Below are 16,588 nucleotides of genomic sequence, written 5' to 3'. Positions count from 1 at the left end.
CGGGCGCTTTCATCACATCGACAGTAAGGGACAATCCATGGGGCAGGTATTCTCGATGGTTCGCGACGGATTGATGAGCCTTGCATCCCGCATGGGCACCGAACGCGACAAGGCGGCATCCGTCTTCTACACGCAGCCGATCCTGACGGACGAGCAGATCGTCGCCGCCTATCGCGGCTCCTGGCTGCCGCGCAAGATCGTCGATATTCCGGCGCTGGATAGTTGCCGCAAATGGCGGAGCTGGCAGGCTGCGAGCGATCAGATCGGCTTGATCGAGGCCGAGGAGCGCCGTCTCAATCTGCGCAGCAAAGTGTTGGAAGCATCCACCAAGGCTCGCCTTTTCGGTGGTGCTGCCCTGTTCATCGGGACTGCGGATGCTGATCCGGCATTGCCGCTCGAGGCAGAGCTGGTCGGAAAGGGCGGGCTCAAGCATCTCACGGTGCTGACGCGCCGCCAGCTGGCGGCCGGCGACATCGACAGCGATCCAGCTTCGGAATGGTATGGCAAGGCGAAGTTCTACACGTTGACGGGCGCCAATGGCGCGCAGGTGACGATCCATCCGTCGCGGCTTGTCATCTTGAGGGGTGCGATGACACCCAATGAAGAGTTCGCCGGGGCGGGCAATCAATGCTGGGGCGAAAGCGTGCTTACGGCTGCATTCGACGCGATCAAGAGTGCCGACAGCACGGCCGCCAATATCGCCAGCCTCGTCTTCGAGGCGAAGATCGATATCATCAAGGTCCCCCAGTTTTCCGCCAATATCGGCAACCAGTCTTATGAGGATGCCGTGCTGCGCCGTTATGCGCTCGCCAACACCATCAAGGGGGTCAACGGGACGCTGATCCTCGATGCCGAGGAGGAATACGACAGCAAGAGCGCGCCACTTTCCGGCCTGACGGATATTCTGATGGCTTTCATGCAAATCGTTGCCGGTGCTGCCGACATTCCCGTTACCCGTTTGCTTGGCCAATCGCCAGCCGGTTTGAATGCGACCGGTGCTGCCGACATGAAGAACTATCACGACCGCATCCAGGCTATCCAGGAGCTCGACTATACGCCGGCGATGTCGCGGCTCGACGAATGCCTTATCCGGTCTGCCACGGGTGCCCGCGATCCGGCGATCTACTCGGCCTGGGCGCCGCTGGAGCAGATGAGCGAGAAAGAGAAGGCCGATATCTTCAAGATGAAGGCGGAGGCGGCGCGGGCCCTGTTCGGCTCCGGCTCCGGAGAGGAGATCATCTCACGGCCGGCGCTTTCGGAGGCGTTGGTCAATGCCTTTATCGAAGATGGATCGCTGCCGGGATTGGAGGCGGCGACAAAGACATCCGGCCAAGCAGATCCCGACGCCGCCGAACGACCCGATGCTATGCCCGTGTAGCCGCTGACAAGGCCGCTTCTTTCTGCGCGGCGTCTTTCAAGACGAACCAAGTGGCTCCGACAGGAGAAATCTCAAGATGAACTTCACAGACATTGTAACCGTCGCGGGAACGCGCCGGACCGGCGACGGCTATCTTGTTGCCGATGCCCGCATCGCCCGTACGGGCATTCAAACCTATGCCGGCGCCGAGATCGGCCGGCCCGAGATGCCGACAGTACGGATCTATCGGCCCGGGGGCGAGGTCTTTTCCGAGGACACGCTCAAAAGCGCCTCGCACCGGCCGGTGACAAATGAGCACCCGCCGGAAATGGTCACGTCGGAGAACTGGAAGAAATATTCGGTCGGCCAGACCGGTGACGAGATCACCGGGGAAGGCATCTTTATCCGCGTGCCCCTGATGGTCAGTGACGAGGCCGCCATTCAGGATATCGAAAGCGGCAAGCAGGAGCTGTCGGCCGGCTACGTCTGCGATGTCGACTTCACGGCAGGCATGACCCCCGCCGGCGAGGCTTATGACGCCATTCAGCGAAACATTCGCATCAACCATATCGCCATTGTGCGCCGTGGCCGGGCGGGCTCGAAAGTCCGCATCGGCGATGCAGCCGCACCGTGGGGCTGCTCTCCTCTCGCAGCCCCACGCCCTCTTTCCGATCATCACCAAAACAAGGAAGGAATGATGCCCACGAAGACGATCATGATCGATGGCATGGAGATCGAAGTTTCCGATCAGACTGGAGAGATCATCACGACATTGCGGCAGCGCCTTGCCGACGCGGAGGCGGCTCATGAGAAGGCCATTGCCATCCGGGATGCCGAACTCGATGCGCTAAAGGCGGCTCTTCTCGACGAGGCGGAGATCGAACGCCGCGCCGAGGCGCGTGCCGAACTGATCGACCTTGCCAGGGCGATTGCCGGAGACATCAAGACATCCGGCCTTTCCGACGCGGCGATCCGCAAGGCCGTCGTCATCGCCAAGGCGGGTGAGGGGGCCGTGCAGGGCCGATCGGACGCTTATGTCGATGCGCGTTTCGACATGCTGGCCGAAGGGCTGCGCAAGAAGCCGGATCTTTTCGCTGATGCCGTTAGAGACGGCATCAGTTCGACGCAGCCATCCGCATCGTCCGCTTTTGCCGCCTACGCCGCCATGGTCCGCGACCTCGAGAGCGCGCATCTGGCCGCCAATCCCACTTAAATCAGGTCAACGAAAAGGAGACGCTTCAATGGCGACTTATCAGACCACCTATGGAAACGCTCCTCGGAAGGGCCTGCACGGGCAGATCGCTTCTGAGGAAAAGGTCAACAAGATCAGCCGCACGGTTGAAAACGCCGCCGGCATCAAGTTCGGACAGCCTGCCCAGCGCGGCCTTGCCGATCATGGCGTGGCGCCCTTTGCCGCCGGCGGCAAGTTCATCGGCATTGCCGTGCTGACGCCGAACGTACTTCCCGATGTCGCGCCGGCCGGTGGCTATGCGCAGTTTGTCGCGGGTGCATTCCTGACCTCGGGTCAGATCTACGTGCGGGCCGGCGGCGCCGTCTCGGATGGCGATGCCGTCTACTACAATCCGACGGCGGATGCCTACGTCAACGCGGCCGGTGCCGGCATCGTCGGTCCCATTCCCGATTGTTTCTTCGATACGAGCGGCGGCAACGGCGACATCGTCGAAATCTCGCTCAAGCACAGGAGCGCTTAATTTATGAACCAGTTCGTTCGACAGCAGTTTACCGACGCCCAGGCGGCCTATTCCTTCGTCATTGCCCAGGGTCGCAATATCGAGACCCGCATCTACCAGCGCCGCTACCCGACCTTCAACTACGGCCTGCATGTTCCAGTCGTCACCGAAGGCAATGAATGGGCCTCTGGAACGACCTTCTTCACTGTCGACAGCGCAGGCGAGGCGAAGTTCCTCTCGGCCGCCGGCACGGATATGCCGTTCAACCAGTCGACCCGGGACAGCGCCAGTCATGACTTCGCGATGATCGGCTCCGGCTGGGAGTGGAACCTCGAGGAGGTCAACCAGGCGGCGCTCTACAATCTCGATCTCAACGCCTCCAACGCCATTTTCGCCGCCGATAAGATCGAGCGCCTGCTCAATTCCGTCGCCATGACCGGCTCGACGGAGAAGGGCTGGACCGGTTTCGTCAACGATCCGAAGGTGTCGCGCGCCGATGTCGCCGCCGATGGTACGGGCGGCACGACTCACTGGTCCGCCAAGACGGCCGATCAGATCCTGCGCGACGTCAACGATCTTATCGGCGGCGTGCGGCAGCGGACCGGCGAAGTCGAATGGATCGACAGCCTGCGCCTGCCGCCGGAAGCCTTCCGTCTGATCGCCACCAAGCGGCTCGCCGATGGCGATGGTTACATCACCGTGCTGGAATTCCTGCGGCGCGGCAACGTCTACACGGCCGAAACCGGCCAGCCGCTCGATATCCAGCCGCTGCGCGAGCTTGCGACGGCATCGCAGGAAGGCGGCGGCCGCATGGTCGTCTATCGTCGCGACCCGGAAGTGCTGCGCTTCCATCTGCCGATGCCGCGCCGCGTGCTGCAGCCGCGCCAGAAATCGATCATGAGCTTCGAGACCGGCATCATCGCCCGTACCGGCGGCACCGAGGTGCGTCTGCCGGCGGCGATGGCCTACGGCGATGAGATCGCTCCGGCGTCCTGAGCGTAATTTCCCTCTCTCCGTTTGCGCGGAGAGAGGGCGTTTGTTCTTCCAATGATCGACACGGAGCTTTCATGTCCGCATCCTTCTACGGCACGCTTGCTGCCGCCGATGCCTATTTTGCCGATCGCGCCAATATCTCATGGCTGGACGGCGGCGACGATGACCGTCAGGCGGCGCTGGTGCGCGGGTCGCAGGCTGTCGACAGCCTCTACGAGCCCAGATTCACCGGGCGGCGCACCGGCGGTTACGATCAGTCCCTGTCATGGCCCCGCAGCGAGGCGATGACGGTCGACGGCGAGACGATCGCCGACGATGCCCTGCCGCTGGTTGTGATCTACGCGGCCTATGAGGCGGCGGCGCTCGAGCTTTCCGAGCCGGGCAGCCTGATGCCGGTGATCGTTGCAGCCCGCACGGTGAAACGGGAGAAGGTGGGACCGCTGGAGACGGAATATGCCGTTGCCGACACCAGCCACGACATGATCGCCGCCGCAAGGCCGGTGCTGACCATGCTCGATGGGCTTCTCTATCCTCTTCTACGCCCGGCGCTTCCGGGCATTCTGGTGGTGTGATGGCTGCCTTCGATTATGACGGGACGCGCGCGACCGCCGAGCGGCTGATCGCCAAATTCGGGCAAAAGGCCAGTCTGCGGCGCATCACGAATACGGGGCCGGCCTATGATCCGGTGCAGACGAGCGAGGACTTTGCTTGTTTCCTCGTCGACCTCGATCAGAGCCAGGCGCATGTCGTCGAGACGCTGATGCAGCGCGGCGATCGCATGGTCTATCTTTCGACCGAGGGGCTTTCGATCACGCCGACGCTCGCCGACAAGATGCTGATCGGCGGTGTCGAACACGCGATTGTGGATATCCAGCCGTTGTCGCCGGGTGGGACTGTCGTCTTCTGGCAGCTGCTGGTGCGGCGATGACGGCGCTGGTACGGTTCAAGACGATCCTGACGCTTTGGCTACTGTCGCGTGTCATCCTGCTGCTCAATCGGCTTTCACCATTGCCGGGCATTGAGAGGAGCGGCGGGACGAAGGCCGAATCGCGAACCGCCAGACCTGCGGTTCGTGCCCGTTACGGCCATCTCACACTTTTGAATTTCGAGCGGCGTGGCTCCTCACCGGGCGACGCTGCCGAGGACGCATAAGCTAATCAAAGGGGCAATCAAATGGCTTCCTCGAATTTCTCCGCCGATATCGCGGCTTGGGCCGAGCGGACCAAGAAGCGGATGGAAGAGGTGGTGAACCTCTCGGCGCAACGGCTGGCTGAGGCGATCGTCGAGGCAACGCCAGCGGTATCGGGCGAACTTGTCAATTCCTTCCAGGTTTCCGCTTCGCCGCTGCAAAGCGGGGATACGGAGGACGCAGATGAGGGCCAGCCGGTCAATCTGGCCGGGCTCGGCGCGCCGCTGGGCGGTCTGCTCCATATGGGGTTCACCGCGCCGCACGCCGCCGCAGTCGAGTATGGCAAGGATGGGCAGGCGGGGCAGGGCATGGTGCGGCTCGCGGCGCGCCAATGGCCTGAAATCGTCGAGCGCGCCGCGCGCGACACGGCGGACTGATCTCCCGAAATCCCAACAATCTAGACAAGGTGACGCATGGCGACGGCGACGGACGCTCTCATTCTGGCCGCGCTGCTGGACCATCTGGCAGCACTCCAATTCCAGCCGCCGCTGCCGGTGGCGCAGCCGGGCATTGCCTTTCCGCCGGCGGGGCAAGATAAACCGGATAACTATCTGGCCGTCAGCTACCTGCCCAACCGCCCCCGGCAGGTGACACTCGGCGACGATCCGCAGCAGAAGCTCGGGCTTCTGCAGGTTTCCGTCTATTGGAAGGCCGGCGGCGGGCTGATCAAGCCGCTCGATGCCGCCGGCCAGATCATCGACCATTTCAACAACAAGACGCTGTTCGCCTCTGGCGTGAAGATCACGATCAGTGGCGAGCCGTGGGCCGCAGGCCCGATCCAAGAGGATGACCGGGTGCAGATACCGGTCACCATTCCCTACACCGCCTTTGAACCGGAGACATGATCCATGGCGAACAAAAGCACGAAGAAGGGCTCGAAAGTCTACGTATGCGAGACGCCCCAGAATACCGACCTGACGGCGACCGCCTATGCCGCGCTGACCTGGGTGCAGGTCGGCAAAGTCGGCAAGGTCGGCGATTTCGGCTCGGAATCCACCATCAACAACTACAATACGCTGGATGAGCCGGTGCAGCAGAAGCAGAAGGGCGTTTCCAACGCCGGCGATCCGGAGCTCGAAGTCGCCTCCATCGCCGACGATCCCGGCCAGGACATCCTGCGCACTTTCGGCGATCCGCTGAATATCAACAACATGGCGATCAAGGTCGAGCGCAACGACGCGCCGCAGGGCAAGACCAACACGGTGTTCTATTCGCGCGGCGTCGTTTCCGGCCCGCTCTACCCCGGCGGCGGCTCCGACGATTTCGATCTGGAGAAATTCAAGATCGGCCTCAACCAGCTGCCGGTCCGTGTCGATCCCGTCACCACGCCGTAAGCGCTATCTTACCGATCTTGCGCGCGTCGCTCTCCTGCGGCGCGCGGCCGCTTTCACATGTCCCAACCGATAAGGTGTTTCCTTGGATATCTCCAGTCTCGTCAATTCCGAAGATCTCTTCGAGCTGCAGCTCCTGCATCCGGCCACCGAGGAGCCGCTCGGCATCTCCTTCATGATCCGCTCGGCCGAGAGCAACGAGGTGAAGAAGATCGTTCGCCAGCATAGCGACCGCTTCCTCGCCAGCCGCAAGAAGAAGCTGACGACCAGCAAGGTCGAAGCCGAATATCTCGACAAGGCGGCCGCCGCCATCGCCTCCTGGAGCTGGGGCGAGCAGCAGTGGAAGGGCGAGCAGCCGGTGCTCTCTTTCGAGAAGGCCCGCGAAGTCGTCGAGGACGCTGGCTGGATCTACGATCAGGTGGCCGGCGCCTCGGAGGACCGCGCAAATTTTATGAAGAGCTTGCCGAAGGGCTTTCAGAAGCCGTAGGGGTCGTCGCACGCTATGATTGCGTGCGCGATACAAACGGCGAGACCCGGCGCGAACGCAACGAGGCCTTCGAGCTTTTAAGTCCGGAGGCCGAGGTGCCGGAGGCCGGCCATGCGCTCTGGGACTGGTTCTGGGACCTGCGCTCGGCGCAGGCCCCCGGCTTTTCCGGCCCGGCGCCGCTCTCTCATCAGGAAGTGCTGGCCTGGGTGCACCTGACCGGCAATCTCCTGCGCCGCGAGGACATCGCCGTGCTGAAGGCGATGGACGGGCGCTATTGCCAGGCGGTGGAGGAGGAGACGGAGGCGATCAGGGCGCGGGAGGCGGGGTAGTCAGGCGATCGTTATCCTTCGGCCCACCGCCCATCTACAGATATTCAATGCGTCGGGTCGAAAGATACATCAGCTTCCATGGCTGCAACTTTTGGTGCGGTTTTCTGAGGGGCAGGTCGCCATTACCGCAGCTTTCTCCGCCATTCCATGTCGGTATCGCCATCGATGCGAACGCTGAACTCATTAGCCGTCGAATCACTCCCAAATGGGCTTGCGTATTCGCATCTGGACACGCCACGAATTGCTGTGCCGTAGGCGTTTGGCGCGTCGTAACTTATCCGAAGAATATACCGCATGGGCTTTACCAAGCCGCTGTCAAAATCGTCCATCGTTACTGCCTGAAGCGTAGGAGAACCTGTGCTGCCGAAGAGGTCTTTGTATTCTGCGCGGCCAATGGCTTCCTCTGACCGCGTGATTTCGATCCGCTTGTATTCGGACGGTGACCGAAGCCTATCCTTGAGAACACTTTCACACACTGTGACGATCTTCGCGTCGAAAAGATCACAGCTACTCAACAACGATAGCAAAAAAGCCGCGCCAGCCAATCTCCACAATCTTTCCACGAAATCCCCCATTCAAAGCGCAGGGTTGTATTTCGCATGGTTTTGAAAGGGATACCAGTGGCAGATGTTGCGATATTGATTACCGAACCGGTCGCAAACTGTCACTTAACGACGAGCGGCTATTCGGAATTTTGATATTGACAGATCTAACTGTCTTTGGGCCGCTTGCAACTCTTGGAGGCAACGCTCTGCCGCTTTTGCGGGAAGCTTCTTCTGCTCACGACGAAAAGTCTTCATTTGTTCGTCGACAATATTCGCCGCTCTATCTCGTGAATTGCGAATAGCTTGAGGACTATCCATCGGGCCTAGAGAGGAAAATGCTTGTACTGTTCTTTCCCGCGCAAGATCATAAAAAGAGGCGCCGATGGCGTCTTGGCAAATATACGCAACACCCAAGTAAATTATGCCCTGCGTACCAACCTCCTCAGCTGCTTTGCTTGCTGCTGTTCGGTCAGCGTCCTCCGCATAGACACTACTCGCGACCATGAATGCCGCTATAAATAAAAACACGCGCATAAAATACCCACGGTTGAATCAACCATAAGACGATAGCGTACAATTCAAACAAAAGGAAAGCCTATGACGGACGTTGCTACGTTAAGTCTTGTGGTTGCTATTTCTAGCGTTTCCCAAGCGATTGTTGAGGTTGACAATCTCTCTGGAATTACGGTGACAGTGCACTAATTCTCGCCGATGACGGCCTTGGCTTTGCGGCCGCGACGAGCCGGTTTGAGGGTGGCGTCGGTGAGGTCTTCGAACCGGTCGAAAAAGTCGGTATTGCCGATGGGGCGGCCGATGCTTTCGGCGCGGCGAAGCGTGGCAAACGCCCTCTCTTCTTCTGTGGCAGTGAGGAGGGCGGCGAAATCGGGAAAGCGAGCGCGAACCTGTGTTGTGGTCGTGACGCCGTCATCCTCAATCAGTCCAAGTTGGGCCGCGACACTCGACCATCGCCAATCGACAGCCCGCTCGACAAGCCGCGCGCGCACTGGATTGAGGGCGACGTAGCGGAGCGCCGCCGCCAGATGTTCTTCATCCATGGCGACACAACCGAAGCGGCCTTGCCAGAAATGGCCGGTCCGGCGCAGCCTTGCATGGATATAGCCGGCATAGGTGCGATGAACGCGAGATAGTGCGCGGCGAATACCGTCAGCATCCGCCGGAACGAGGATGAGGTGAACATGGTTGGGCATCAACACCCAGCCCCAGACCTCTACGCCAGCGGCACGACAATGATGGGCTAGGAGATCGCGATAGAGCGCATAGTCATCATCGCAAAAGAAGGTTTGCGCCCGCCCGTTGCCGCGTTGGTTACTATCAATCGATTGGCTGGAATTTCGCTATTGAAAGTTCGTCTAGGAAGGAGGCTTTTAGCTCGTCCTCGCGGCCTTTGTTTATGACGTATTCGCATTTTGCCGTTGCAGCCGCAGCTACCCCGTTTACGTCTGGAACCGTGTAGTTGAGGAATACAATATACCGCCGTGGAATTATTCTTCCGGTGTCAAAAGCTTCGATCAGCATGGCATGGTACTTGTTTGATAAGTCCTTGTTTGAAAATGACGTAGCCTTGTCAACATACTTCTCAAATTCCGGTCGTCCAAGCTGTTGGATTAACTGACTAAAACCGACCCGGACATAACCTGAATTTACACCCAACCGATCTTTCACGGTCGTTTCGCATACAGCAACGGGCGTTGGTTCCGCGAATGCGGGACCTGCAACTGTCAACGATAGCAACACCGCGCTTCCGAAACTGAGAATCTTTCTCATTTTGAGCCCCAGCTTACAACGACGGTCGGAAATTACCTTTGTCTCGTTTCGTTCGCACCGCCACGCAACCTCTGATCTTTTCTTCGAAAAATCCGTACTCAATTCAAAAGCCGCCTGAATGTGTCGCGAACCCATCCAGTATAGGGAGCAATTGGCTTAAATTTTTTTCGCAACTCTTCCGTAGTTAGAGGCGGGTCATCGCTGAAATCCCGGAAAATCTGAGAATCCGTTGCGGCATCGGTTGCAAAGATGAAAACTCTTCCCACTGATATTTTAGAAATGCTGCCATCGGTGGAAAAATATTGACAGGTAATAGCTCTAGTAACCTTCTCAGCTTGTGTGTCTAGCACATTAAAATTTATAGTTGCGGTATAGAGAACGGGCTTCACCGAGCCTTTGTCAAACTCCTTCTGATAAGCGCGCTGTACGTCAGGGAAGCCTTTGAACCTGTCTTCCAAGTCAGCTGTGGTGGCTGGCCTCTCACTAAGAAAGAATCTGTTGCGCTCATAGGTGGAAGGTGCCGCGAGATACCCTTTGAGACGGGCCTCGCAAGCGGTCACGATCGGCGGATCAAAGATGCCAAAGCTGTAGAGCAACAGCAACGCGGCAAGCACTGCAATCACGCTGGAAATCAGCTTCATTAAAACTCCCACGAGTAGCTTCGCGGCATTCTCTCGCATGAAATCAAAAGGTGGTCCAGTGGCAGATATCGCAACTCTAAGCATTAAAGTTGATAGCAGCGAAATCAAAACGGCAAGTAACGATGTGAGAGATTATGTTGTTGCCGTGGGTCAGGCGGAAAAAGTGTCCGGCGTGACGGGTCGCGCACTAAGGGCGATGGGCAACGAAGCGAGAGGCGCGGCGGGCTCTCTCGAATTACGGTGACAGTGCACTAATTTTCCCCGATGACGGCCTTGGCTTTGCGGCCGCGACGAGCCGGTTTAAGGGTGGCGTCGGTGAGGTCTTCGAGCCGGTCGAAAAAGTCGGTATTGCCGATGGGGCGGCCGATGCTTTCGGCGCGGCGAAGCGTGGCAAACGCCGTCTCTTCTTCTGTGGCAGTGAGGAGGGCGGCGAAATCGGGAAAGCGAGCGCGCACCGGTGTTGTGGTCGTGACGCCGTCATCCTCAATCAGTCGAAGTTGGGCCGCGACACTCGACCATCGCCAATCGGCAGCCCGTTCGACAAGGCGAGCGCGAACCGGATTAAGGGCGACTTAGCGGAGCGCTGCCGCCAGATGTTCTTCATCCATGGCGACACAACCGAAGCGGCCTTGCCAGAAATGGCCGGTCCGGCGCAGCCTTGCATGGATATGGCCGGCATAGGTGCGATGAACGCGAGATAGTGCGCGGCGAATACCGTCAGCATCCGCCGGAACGAGGATGAGGTGAACATGGTTGGGCATCAACACCCCGCCCCAGACCTCTACGCCAGCGGCACGACAATGATGGGCTAGGAGATCGCGATAGAGCGCATAGTCATCATCGCAAAAGAAGGTTTGCGCCCGCCCGTTGCCGCGTTGGGTAACATGATGTGGGGTATCGGGGATGACGATACGAGCGAGACGGGCCATTGGTTGTGTTGATCAGATCTGGAATCTATAGAGTGCACTGTCACCTTAATTCTGTCACCTTAATTCATGTGCTCAGCCGCAGATCTATGGATTTTCAGGGTGCGTAAAATCGATATAGTTCTTTTGTGCGGTCTGCAGGTCGTGGTTTACGGTTGAGATATTCCACACGCATGTCTCGATATCCTCCTTCCGACCGAGCTTCTTTTCACTCTCGATAAACTTTTCAAGTCTGTCTACTTGTTGTGCCGCCTTTTCCGGTGACGCGCCGATCTGCTGGAGCGCCTTCTCGGCATACGTCCGAATTGCGTTGTAGTATGTCGTGCCAAGCGCATCGCGGCATTGATAAGCAATCATGAAACTCACGTTCACACCATCGATGACTTTACCGGCCAGCTGAAGACGCTTGTGCTCGTCGTTAGCCAAGGCTTGGGTGATGATTGTGCACGCGAAGAATGCAGTCAGAAGTAGTTTTAGCCCCATAGTCATGTCACTACACATACAAAAGTTGCGAAAATAGTCGATGCATATTGCCTCCATAGGTTGATCAAAACAGGCTCTGATATTGATGTTCATCCTAAGAGCCGTCTAAGCGTATCGCGAATCCAACCAGCATAAGGCGCGATCGGAGTTGAGTTTCTCAACTCTTCTTCCGGTGTCGGCGGCGGATCGTTGCCGATGTCTCGTATTATCTGGGAAAATGCGGACTCATCCACTGGCGACGGGACGACCGACCAAATCGCCATTTGGGACGTGCTGCCGTCGGTGGAGAAGTATCGGCAAGTAACCGTTGTCGTGACGCGATCAGCATTCCTGTTCAATGCGCTGAAGTTCAGGATTCCGGTATAAATTACTGGCTTCAGCGCTCCCGTATCAAACTCCTTCAGGTAGAATTTTTTCAGATCGGGATGCCGTAATTTCTCGTCGAGTTCGGCTCTCGTGGCGGGCCTCTCACCGGGGATGAACCTGTTACGCTCATAGCTTGACGGTACCACGAGTGCCGGCTTCAGATTTTCCTCACAAGCCGTCACGATCGGCGGGTCGAAGGCGCCGCAACTGCTCAGCAGCGCCAACAGAAACGACGTGATCACAACATTTGAAAACAACTTCATGAAATCCCCCGAATGCGCTGGGTGATTTCTGCCATCTATTCGAAAGGTACGCTAGTGGCTGATGTTGCAACTCTTGGTATTTCTGTTGATAGCTCGAATGTGCGGAAGGCGACTGGTGACTTAGATGGTTTTGCTGCAGCGATGGGGCGTGTGACAAATAGCTCTGGCGCAACGTCACGCGCGTTCAAGACCATGAATGGCGAGGCGAAGACGACTGGTGGAATCGTCGATAAGGCGGCCGCAAATGTACTAAAGTTTGGAACCAGTTACGGTCTCGCTGCGGATAAGTTGAGGGGAGGGCTGGTGGTCCTTGAAGCGCAGCCCAATAATGGCGCGCTCTCGTCGCATGCTTCTATGGCGGATACCCACGGCGCAGTCGCCGCTTCGGCAAACGTACAATCTACGGGGGACAAGGATTATGATTATTTTCTCGCACATCGGGCTGATTTCGCCAACGATACAGGTAAAGGCATAGCGGATATCCTTTTGAGCGCTACGAGCTTCGCAGTGAAAGGTATAGCTAATGAGAAAATCCCTTATGTAGGTGAACTTGGCGAGTGGGTAGGGAATTGGATAGAGTCCTTCAGCCCGGCGGTAATGCGTGACAAGTCTGCGGCGCAGATCAGAGCTGACGCTCAACTTGCCAAGGATATGCAATCTTTGCCGGGGCAAAAAAGCAATCCGGCAGTCGCGGATTTTGCGGCTGAGAGGATCGCAAGAGAGGACTCCCTCAAAGAAACTATTCGATTTCGCGAGGGCGCGGAACGCACATTTAGTCAAACTCTCGGCAAGTTCGAAAGTGTTGCGAGTGGGTTCGATGCATCACTTTCTGTTTCTGCAGGCAGGGCTGACAGTCAGCTTTTTGAGCTGGGAAACAGCTATGTGGACTTCAAAGATAAGCTTAAAGCGGGGACTGCCCAAATAGCAGATGCGCTGAACTTTGATAAAGTTTTGTCAAAGACGGCGGCACAAATGCCTGACTATCCTGAACTTGCTGAGTTTTCCAAGAATTTCAAAGGCGTTCTCGGATCTATTACGCAGGACTTGACTGTCGCGAATGGTTTAAAAGCGCAACATGAACTGTCTAATAGACCTCAAAGCGTCGCCGTCGATCCAGCAAAACAAGCCGTTTTCGCCCAAGGTGGCACCAGCGCGAATATGCTCCTTCCAAATATCTCTGCTTTCTCTCGTGTCAGCCCACTTGCGATTGAAATGACATCGAAGCAGCCAATCGCCAACAATACTGGTGTTCGAAATAGTCAAAAAAATGAGCTTCAGGGCGTTCAACAAGCCACGGACGCTCTTACGAAATCCTCCAAGGACAACAGCGAACAAACCAAACTCGGAACACAGGCTTCCACTCAATCCGCTGCCGCGACGGACAATGTGAACTCGAAGGTTGTCACGTTGAAGCAAAGCCAGGACGAGCTTCAGAAAAGCGGTGCCGTGCAATTGGCGCAAATGCCGCAATTGACCAAGGCGGCCAACGAGCAGGCTGATGCCTATCGGCGCGTTGCTGACGCGCAGGCGCTGCAGAAACTTGCGGGCGATATCCAGTTCCAGCAGGATCAAATGGGCCGCTCGACCATCGATCAGACGGTCGCCTCGACACAGAAGCAATATGGCCTTCCGGTCGATATGAATTCGGCCTCGGCCAATATCATTCGCTACAATGAACAGCTGAAATATGCCCGCGAGCTTGCCGACGATTTCGCCTCGACGCTGGTCAGCGGCTTGCGCAATGGCGAGGGCCTTTGGAAATCCCTGGGGAAGGCGGCGATTTCCGTGCTCACCAAGATTTCCGACAGGTTGCTGAACGATGTGCTCAACAGCCTGTTCAAGGTCAACAGTGCTGGAGGCGGAATCTTTGGCGGCCTCTTCGGCGGCGGCGGCGGGCTGGATCTCGGCATTCTCGCGCGATCGCCGCAGGCGGCGGCAGCCGTTGCGAGTGGCATTCCTGGCCTCTGGGCCGATGGCGGCTATACCGGCCCCGGCGGCAAGCATGAACCTGCCGGCATCGTTCATGCCGGCGAGGTCGTCTGGAGCCAGAGGGATATCGCCCGGGCGGGCGGCGTCGGTGTCGTCGAGGCGATGCGGCTTGGGCGGCGCGGCTATGCCGATGGCGGCGTGGTCGGCGAGGGCGGCCCGCAATTGCTGCGGGCGCAGCCGGAAGCTGCCGTTCCCGTCCGTCGCCTCCGGGCCGACAATCAGAACGATGCCTCCGGCTCCGCTCCGGGCGTGCATGTCACGGTCGGCGTTTCCGTCGATGAGGACGGCAATCTCAAGGCCTATGTGAAGAATGTCGCGCAATCGGAAGCGCAGAGTTCGACGCGGCAGGGGCTGAATGATTTCAATCAGCAGCTTCCCGACCGCGTCGCGCAGATCAACCGCAATCCCCGGAGGCGCTGATGGCCGTTTCCTATCCCTACAGCCTGCCGGCCTTTGCCGACCTTCTGAAGATCTCCAGCATCGTCTGGGATATTCAGCGCAATGACGAGCTTTCCGGCTCCGGCGATGGCCGGGTCTGGCAGGCGGAGCTGGCGCCGCCGCTCTGGACCGGCACGGTGACGCTGGCCGACATGTACAATGCGGAGGCGAAACAGATCGCCGCCCGCATCCGCAAGCTACACGGCGCCCAGGAGGCGCTTTTTCTTTATGATCCGCTGTCGAAATATCCGCAGGCCGATCCCGACGGGACGAAGCTCGGAAGTGCTGCGGTCAGTGTCGCAGCGCTCGGGGCCGACAATGCCTCGCTCAGCCTCAAGGGCCTGCCGGCTGGTTATCGGCTGACCGTCGGCGACAAGATGCAGGTCGGCTATGGCGGCCGCTACGCCTTTCTCGAAATCTCGGAAACGGTTGATGCCAGCGGGCAGGGGATCACGCCTGTCTTCGGCGTCTTCCCGCATCTGCCGGCGGGCTTTGCCGCCGGTCTTAGTGTGACCCTGCTGCTGCCGGCCTGCAAATGCCTGGTCATGCCGGGTAGCCACAATCCCGGCACCGCGAGCGGCCCGATCACCACGGGCGCCACCTTCAAGATCATCCAGAAGAAATAGACGATGAAGAACATCACCTCCGCCTTCTTCGCGGCGCTGACCGGCGCGCGCGACAAGGGGCTCGTGCCCCGTCGTTTCGTCTGGATCACCGGCAAGGATCTCGCCAGCGGCGCGCCGGCCTCGATCGGTCTGTGGACCGGCGATGACGACATCAACATCACCGTCACCTCCGGCGTCACCGGTCTGCCGGAGGCGCGGACCTATTATGGCGGCCTCAATCTGCAGGTAAGCCAGATCCCGCGCACGGCGGATCTGACGATCCAGACCGTGACCATCACCATCGGCCAGATCGCGGCCGCCGTGCAGCAGCTCGTGCGCGGCTACGACCTGCGGCTGGCGCCGATCGAGATCCACGACATGTCGTTCGATACCGGCACGCGCCTGCCGAGCGCGGCGCCGGAAATCGCCTTTCTCGGCATTGCCGATGGCGCGCCGGTGAAGACGCCGGCGGTTGGGCAGGATGGGGATATCGAAATATCCGCCATCTCCGCCGCCATCGCCATGCTGGAGCGCACCAACCCGGCCAAGTCCTCCTATGAAGGCCAGAAGCGCCGCAGCGGCGATGAATTCGGCCTCTATTCCAGCACCGTCGCCAATTGGCAGATCCCCTGGGGGCAGAAATGAACAGCGATCTCGTCAGGGTCAAGAACTGGCGCGCCCGCTTCGTCGCCGAAATCGATCGGCTGAAGCGCACGCCCTTTGCCTGGGGCAGCCATGATTGCGGCCCGGGCCTTGCCGGCAATCTGGTGCTGGCGATCACCGGCGTCGATTGCGCCGCCCAGTTTCGCGGCGAATATTCGACCGCCGCCGGCGCGCTGAAGACGATGAAGGCGGCGGGATTCGACAATCTCGCCGATCTCGTCGCCAGCATGTTGCCCGAGATCCATCCGAGCGAAGCCGGCATCGGCGATATCGCCGCCGTCCCGCATGAAGGTCCCTTCGGCTACGCGCTCGGCGTCGTCAACGGCGAACGCATCTTCGTGCTGCGCGAGACCGGGCTCGGCACCGTCGACCTTCTCGACGCCAAGCGGGCCTTCAAGGTCGGCTAGCCAGTCTCTCGACATCAAATTTATCTCTGACCGGTGATAAGTCGGCGCGGCTTTGCCTGCGACGGCCCTTTCCCATGCGCCAATCGAGGTCGTCCGATCC

The 16,588-nt window shown here is 58.9% G+C and carries 26 protein-coding genes; 17 read left to right on the top strand and 9 right to left on the bottom strand.

The features are described 5' to 3' along the window. The first annotated feature begins 37 nt into the window (after nucleotides 1–37). From ACJJVH_RS09110 to ACJJVH_RS09055, 12 genes are all read left to right on the top strand, one after another. Nucleotides 38–1,378 carry a DUF1073 domain-containing protein gene (locus ACJJVH_RS09110; protein ID WP_412063741.1) on the top strand — a complete coding sequence of 447 codons (1,341 nt, stop codon included), beginning with the start codon at nucleotides 38–40 and terminating at the stop codon, nucleotides 1,376–1,378. A gap of 76 nt (nucleotides 1,379–1,454) precedes the next feature. Continuing rightward, nucleotides 1,455–2,570: a DUF2213 domain-containing protein gene (locus tag ACJJVH_RS09105; RefSeq protein WP_412063740.1), complete on the top strand. Its 1,116-nt coding sequence runs from the start codon at nucleotides 1,455–1,457 to the stop codon at nucleotides 2,568–2,570. A 28-nt stretch (nucleotides 2,571–2,598) separates the two neighbouring features. Continuing rightward, on the top strand, nucleotides 2,599–3,069 hold the full coding sequence (locus tag ACJJVH_RS09100) for a hypothetical protein (RefSeq protein ID WP_412063739.1): 471 nt from the start codon (nucleotides 2,599–2,601) through the stop codon (nucleotides 3,067–3,069). 3 nt (nucleotides 3,070–3,072) lie between these two features. Further along, on the top strand, nucleotides 3,073–4,044 hold the full coding sequence (locus ACJJVH_RS09095; RefSeq protein WP_112803589.1) for a DUF2184 domain-containing protein: 972 nt from the start codon (nucleotides 3,073–3,075) through the stop codon (nucleotides 4,042–4,044). 71 nt (nucleotides 4,045–4,115) lie between these two features. After that, the gene (locus ACJJVH_RS09090) at nucleotides 4,116–4,613 is read left to right on the top strand and encodes a DnaT-like ssDNA-binding protein (protein ID WP_412063738.1); all 498 of its coding nucleotides are present in this window, start codon (nucleotides 4,116–4,118) and stop codon (nucleotides 4,611–4,613) included. Continuing rightward, the gene (locus ACJJVH_RS09085; protein ID WP_412063737.1) at nucleotides 4,613–4,969 is read left to right on the top strand and encodes a hypothetical protein; all 357 of its coding nucleotides are present in this window, start codon (nucleotides 4,613–4,615) and stop codon (nucleotides 4,967–4,969) included. Before ACJJVH_RS09090 ends, ACJJVH_RS09085 begins: the two co-directional genes overlap by 1 nt. Further along, the gene (locus ACJJVH_RS09080; protein ID WP_112803584.1) at nucleotides 4,966–5,193 is read left to right on the top strand and encodes a hypothetical protein; all 228 of its coding nucleotides are present in this window, start codon (nucleotides 4,966–4,968) and stop codon (nucleotides 5,191–5,193) included. Before ACJJVH_RS09085 ends, ACJJVH_RS09080 begins: the two co-directional genes overlap by 4 nt. A 21-nt stretch (nucleotides 5,194–5,214) precedes the next feature. After that, nucleotides 5,215–5,607 carry an HK97 gp10 family phage protein gene (locus ACJJVH_RS09075; protein ID WP_113422030.1) on the top strand — a complete coding sequence of 131 codons (393 nt, stop codon included), beginning with the start codon at nucleotides 5,215–5,217 and terminating at the stop codon, nucleotides 5,605–5,607. A gap of 36 nt (nucleotides 5,608–5,643) precedes the next feature. Beyond that, on the top strand, nucleotides 5,644–6,075 hold the full coding sequence (locus ACJJVH_RS09070; RefSeq protein ID WP_112803580.1) for a phage tail terminator-like protein: 432 nt from the start codon (nucleotides 5,644–5,646) through the stop codon (nucleotides 6,073–6,075). 3 nt (nucleotides 6,076–6,078) lie between these two features. Then, on the top strand, nucleotides 6,079–6,564 hold the full coding sequence (locus ACJJVH_RS09065) for a hypothetical protein (RefSeq protein WP_113369657.1): 486 nt from the start codon (nucleotides 6,079–6,081) through the stop codon (nucleotides 6,562–6,564). Nucleotides 6,565–6,646: 82 nt separating this feature from the next. After that, a complete protein-coding gene (locus ACJJVH_RS09060) occupies nucleotides 6,647–7,048 on the top strand; it encodes a hypothetical protein (protein WP_015340441.1) in 402 nt (133 codons plus the stop codon). A gap of 23 nt (nucleotides 7,049–7,071) precedes the next feature. Continuing rightward, a complete protein-coding gene (locus tag ACJJVH_RS09055) occupies nucleotides 7,072–7,377 on the top strand; it encodes a hypothetical protein (protein WP_113369658.1) in 306 nt (101 codons plus the stop codon). A 122-nt stretch (nucleotides 7,378–7,499) separates the two neighbouring features. Here ACJJVH_RS09055 and ACJJVH_RS09050 read toward each other — a convergent pair whose 3' ends face one another. From ACJJVH_RS09050 to ACJJVH_RS09030, 5 genes are all read right to left on the bottom strand, one after another. Then, nucleotides 7,500–7,940 carry a hypothetical protein gene (locus ACJJVH_RS09050; RefSeq protein ID WP_162761082.1) on the bottom strand — a complete coding sequence of 147 codons (441 nt, stop codon included), beginning with the start codon at nucleotides 7,938–7,940 and terminating at the stop codon, nucleotides 7,500–7,502. Between the two features lie 105 nt (nucleotides 7,941–8,045). Beyond that, complete coding sequence (locus tag ACJJVH_RS09045; RefSeq protein ID WP_412065120.1) at nucleotides 8,046–8,456, bottom strand: hypothetical protein; 411 nt, start codon at nucleotides 8,454–8,456, stop codon at nucleotides 8,046–8,048. 164 nt (nucleotides 8,457–8,620) lie between these two features. Then, the gene (locus ACJJVH_RS09040) at nucleotides 8,621–9,259 is read right to left on the bottom strand and encodes a transposase (protein WP_412065152.1); all 639 of its coding nucleotides are present in this window, start codon (nucleotides 9,257–9,259) and stop codon (nucleotides 8,621–8,623) included. Next, a complete protein-coding gene (locus ACJJVH_RS09035; protein WP_162751273.1) occupies nucleotides 9,255–9,707 on the bottom strand; it encodes a hypothetical protein in 453 nt (150 codons plus the stop codon). Before ACJJVH_RS09035 ends, ACJJVH_RS09040 begins: the two co-directional genes overlap by 5 nt. 98 nt (nucleotides 9,708–9,805) lie before the next feature. Beyond that, nucleotides 9,806–10,348, bottom strand: a complete 543-nt coding sequence (locus ACJJVH_RS09030; RefSeq protein ID WP_412065119.1) for a hypothetical protein — start codon at nucleotides 10,346–10,348, stop codon at nucleotides 9,806–9,808. Between the two features lie 37 nt (nucleotides 10,349–10,385). On the opposite strand from ACJJVH_RS09030, the gene ACJJVH_RS09025 reads away from it, so the two are divergent. Further along, nucleotides 10,386–10,592 (top strand): hypothetical protein, encoded by a 207-nt coding sequence (locus ACJJVH_RS09025; RefSeq protein WP_412065118.1) that lies wholly within the window; start codon nucleotides 10,386–10,388, stop codon nucleotides 10,590–10,592. A 7-nt stretch (nucleotides 10,593–10,599) separates the two neighbouring features. Here ACJJVH_RS09025 and ACJJVH_RS09020 read toward each other — a convergent pair whose 3' ends face one another. From ACJJVH_RS09020 to ACJJVH_RS09005, 4 genes are all read right to left on the bottom strand, one after another. Beyond that, nucleotides 10,600–10,803, bottom strand: coding sequence for a hypothetical protein (locus ACJJVH_RS09020; RefSeq protein ID WP_412065117.1), 204 nt, complete (start codon nucleotides 10,801–10,803; stop codon nucleotides 10,600–10,602). A 117-nt stretch (nucleotides 10,804–10,920) separates the two neighbouring features. Next, nucleotides 10,921–11,277 (bottom strand): transposase, encoded by a 357-nt coding sequence (locus tag ACJJVH_RS09015; protein WP_412065116.1) that lies wholly within the window; start codon nucleotides 11,275–11,277, stop codon nucleotides 10,921–10,923. An 84-nt stretch (nucleotides 11,278–11,361) separates the two neighbouring features. Further along, entirely contained in the window at nucleotides 11,362–11,850 is a 489-nt protein-coding gene (locus ACJJVH_RS09010; RefSeq protein WP_112804008.1) for a hypothetical protein, read from the bottom strand. Then, nucleotides 11,847–12,386: a hypothetical protein gene (locus ACJJVH_RS09005; protein WP_113405577.1), complete on the bottom strand. Its 540-nt coding sequence runs from the start codon at nucleotides 12,384–12,386 to the stop codon at nucleotides 11,847–11,849. Before ACJJVH_RS09005 ends, ACJJVH_RS09010 begins: the two co-directional genes overlap by 4 nt. A gap of 12 nt (nucleotides 12,387–12,398) precedes the next feature. Between ACJJVH_RS09005 and ACJJVH_RS09000 the strand changes: the two genes are divergently transcribed. From ACJJVH_RS09000 to ACJJVH_RS08985, 4 genes are read left to right on the top strand one after another with little or no spacing between them, the layout of a single operon-like run. Next, nucleotides 12,399–14,795 carry a hypothetical protein gene (locus tag ACJJVH_RS09000; RefSeq protein ID WP_412065115.1) on the top strand — a complete coding sequence of 799 codons (2,397 nt, stop codon included), beginning with the start codon at nucleotides 12,399–12,401 and terminating at the stop codon, nucleotides 14,793–14,795. Beyond that, complete coding sequence (locus tag ACJJVH_RS08995; protein ID WP_113369661.1) at nucleotides 14,795–15,439, top strand: hypothetical protein; 645 nt, start codon at nucleotides 14,795–14,797, stop codon at nucleotides 15,437–15,439. Before ACJJVH_RS09000 ends, ACJJVH_RS08995 begins: the two co-directional genes overlap by 1 nt. A 3-nt stretch (nucleotides 15,440–15,442) precedes the next feature. Next, nucleotides 15,443–16,063, top strand: coding sequence for a hypothetical protein (locus ACJJVH_RS08990; protein ID WP_113369662.1), 621 nt, complete (start codon nucleotides 15,443–15,445; stop codon nucleotides 16,061–16,063). Further along, complete coding sequence (locus ACJJVH_RS08985) at nucleotides 16,060–16,488, top strand: DUF6950 family protein (RefSeq protein ID WP_015340427.1); 429 nt, start codon at nucleotides 16,060–16,062, stop codon at nucleotides 16,486–16,488. Before ACJJVH_RS08990 ends, ACJJVH_RS08985 begins: the two co-directional genes overlap by 4 nt. Nucleotides 16,489–16,588: the final 100 nt, after the last annotated feature.

Origin of the sequence: Rhizobium sp. SYY.PMSO (assembly GCF_046840415.1) — a bacterium.
In the GTDB taxonomy this organism is placed as follows: domain Bacteria; phylum Pseudomonadota; class Alphaproteobacteria; order Rhizobiales; family Rhizobiaceae; genus Rhizobium.
Note: the sequence above shows the minus strand (reverse complement) of the source record. Positions and strands in the feature narration are given on the sequence as shown.

Excerpts from the sequence above, each read along its gene's own strand:
- ACJJVH_RS09010 (WP_112804008.1), bottom strand. The coding sequence starts at position 11,850 with ATGAACATCAATATCAGAGCCTGTTTTGATCAACCTATGGAGGCAATA.
- ACJJVH_RS09030 (WP_412065119.1), bottom strand. The coding sequence starts at position 10,348 with ATGAAGCTGATTTCCAGCGTGATTGCAGTGCTTGCCGCGTTGCTGTTG.
- ACJJVH_RS09090 (WP_412063738.1), top strand. The coding sequence starts at position 4,116 with ATGTCCGCATCCTTCTACGGCACGCTTGCTGCCGCCGATGCCTATTTT.
- ACJJVH_RS09025 (WP_412065118.1), top strand. The coding sequence starts at position 10,386 with ATGAAATCAAAAGGTGGTCCAGTGGCAGATATCGCAACTCTAAGCATT.
- ACJJVH_RS09110 (WP_412063741.1), top strand. The coding sequence starts at position 38 with ATGGGGCAGGTATTCTCGATGGTTCGCGACGGATTGATGAGCCTTGCA.
- ACJJVH_RS09015 (WP_412065116.1), bottom strand. The coding sequence starts at position 11,277 with ATGGCCCGTCTCGCTCGTATCGTCATCCCCGATACCCCACATCATGTT.
- ACJJVH_RS09075 (WP_113422030.1), top strand. The coding sequence starts at position 5,215 with ATGGCTTCCTCGAATTTCTCCGCCGATATCGCGGCTTGGGCCGAGCGG.
- ACJJVH_RS09005 (WP_113405577.1), bottom strand. The coding sequence starts at position 12,386 with ATGAAGTTGTTTTCAAATGTTGTGATCACGTCGTTTCTGTTGGCGCTG.
- ACJJVH_RS09080 (WP_112803584.1), top strand. The coding sequence starts at position 4,966 with ATGACGGCGCTGGTACGGTTCAAGACGATCCTGACGCTTTGGCTACTG.
- ACJJVH_RS09035 (WP_162751273.1), bottom strand. The coding sequence starts at position 9,707 with ATGAGAAAGATTCTCAGTTTCGGAAGCGCGGTGTTGCTATCGTTGACA.
- ACJJVH_RS09045 (WP_412065120.1), bottom strand. The coding sequence starts at position 8,456 with ATGCGCGTGTTTTTATTTATAGCGGCATTCATGGTCGCGAGTAGTGTC.
- ACJJVH_RS09105 (WP_412063740.1), top strand. The coding sequence starts at position 1,455 with ATGAACTTCACAGACATTGTAACCGTCGCGGGAACGCGCCGGACCGGC.
- ACJJVH_RS09065 (WP_113369657.1), top strand. The coding sequence starts at position 6,079 with ATGGCGAACAAAAGCACGAAGAAGGGCTCGAAAGTCTACGTATGCGAG.
- ACJJVH_RS08990 (WP_113369662.1), top strand. The coding sequence starts at position 15,443 with ATGAAGAACATCACCTCCGCCTTCTTCGCGGCGCTGACCGGCGCGCGC.
- ACJJVH_RS09070 (WP_112803580.1), top strand. The coding sequence starts at position 5,644 with ATGGCGACGGCGACGGACGCTCTCATTCTGGCCGCGCTGCTGGACCAT.
- ACJJVH_RS08995 (WP_113369661.1), top strand. The coding sequence starts at position 14,795 with ATGGCCGTTTCCTATCCCTACAGCCTGCCGGCCTTTGCCGACCTTCTG.
- ACJJVH_RS09100 (WP_412063739.1), top strand. The coding sequence starts at position 2,599 with ATGGCGACTTATCAGACCACCTATGGAAACGCTCCTCGGAAGGGCCTG.
- ACJJVH_RS09085 (WP_412063737.1), top strand. The coding sequence starts at position 4,613 with ATGGCTGCCTTCGATTATGACGGGACGCGCGCGACCGCCGAGCGGCTG.
- ACJJVH_RS09095 (WP_112803589.1), top strand. The coding sequence starts at position 3,073 with ATGAACCAGTTCGTTCGACAGCAGTTTACCGACGCCCAGGCGGCCTAT.
- ACJJVH_RS08985 (WP_015340427.1), top strand. The coding sequence starts at position 16,060 with ATGAACAGCGATCTCGTCAGGGTCAAGAACTGGCGCGCCCGCTTCGTC.
- ACJJVH_RS09000 (WP_412065115.1), top strand. The coding sequence starts at position 12,399 with ATGCGCTGGGTGATTTCTGCCATCTATTCGAAAGGTACGCTAGTGGCT.